This window comes from Thiohalocapsa halophila, from assembly GCF_016583825.1.
In the GTDB taxonomy this organism is placed as follows: Bacteria; Pseudomonadota; Gammaproteobacteria; order Chromatiales; family Chromatiaceae; genus Thiohalocapsa; species Thiohalocapsa halophila.
The window spans coordinates 1-642 of sequence record NZ_NRRV01000266.1 but is presented as its reverse complement, the minus strand read 5'-3'; the positions used below and the strand labels follow the sequence as shown (position 1 = coordinate 642).

General features: G+C 61.2%; 1 protein-coding gene. It reads right to left on the bottom strand.

The window, feature by feature from the left end:
• Positions 1 to 642, bottom strand: a 642-nt coding sequence (locus CKO31_RS26350; RefSeq protein WP_274607824.1) for a molybdopterin dinucleotide binding domain-containing protein, incomplete at both ends; no start/stop codon positions are given.

Here is a 642-nt window from a genome sequence, read left to right as displayed (position 1 = left end):
TCTGTGACCGACCCACGTGGAAGGAGACCGCAACGATGCCGGGGATGATGCCCTCAGTGACCCGCGCCTTGGTCGTAAACTCGCCGACGCTGGAGGTGACCTTGATGTCATCGCCCGCCGCGATACCGCGCTCCGCGGCCGTCTCCGGGTTGATCCAGGCCGGATTGTCATGATAGATCTCGGCGAGCCATTTGAGGTGCGTGGTCCGGGAGTGTGTATGCACGGCCACCTTATAGGTCGTCAGGATCAGATCCTCCGGCGCCATCTCCTGATGTTCGGGTACCGGGGTATAGCTCGGCATCTCGGGCAGTCCCTTCTCCTTCATCAGGTCGGAGTAGAGCTCGAGATAGCCGGACTTGTTGACCTTGTCGGGCTTGAAGCCGATATAGACCCCATCCGGCATCCTCTGCGCGACATAGCCCTTATAAGCCTTCGGCGTATGGGTGTAGCCCTTCTCCTTGGCCTCCGCCTTGCTCTTGGCCTTGGATTCCGTCCAGTTCCAATAGACGCCGGTGGCCTCGTCGAGGATCACCCCGTCCGCGGCAAGCTCGTCGGCGGCCACCTCGGTCTTGAAGCCGAAATAGGCGGGCTTGGCGTTCTCGTCATGCCACACGCCGTGCTTCTTCATGTACTCGAAGCCGC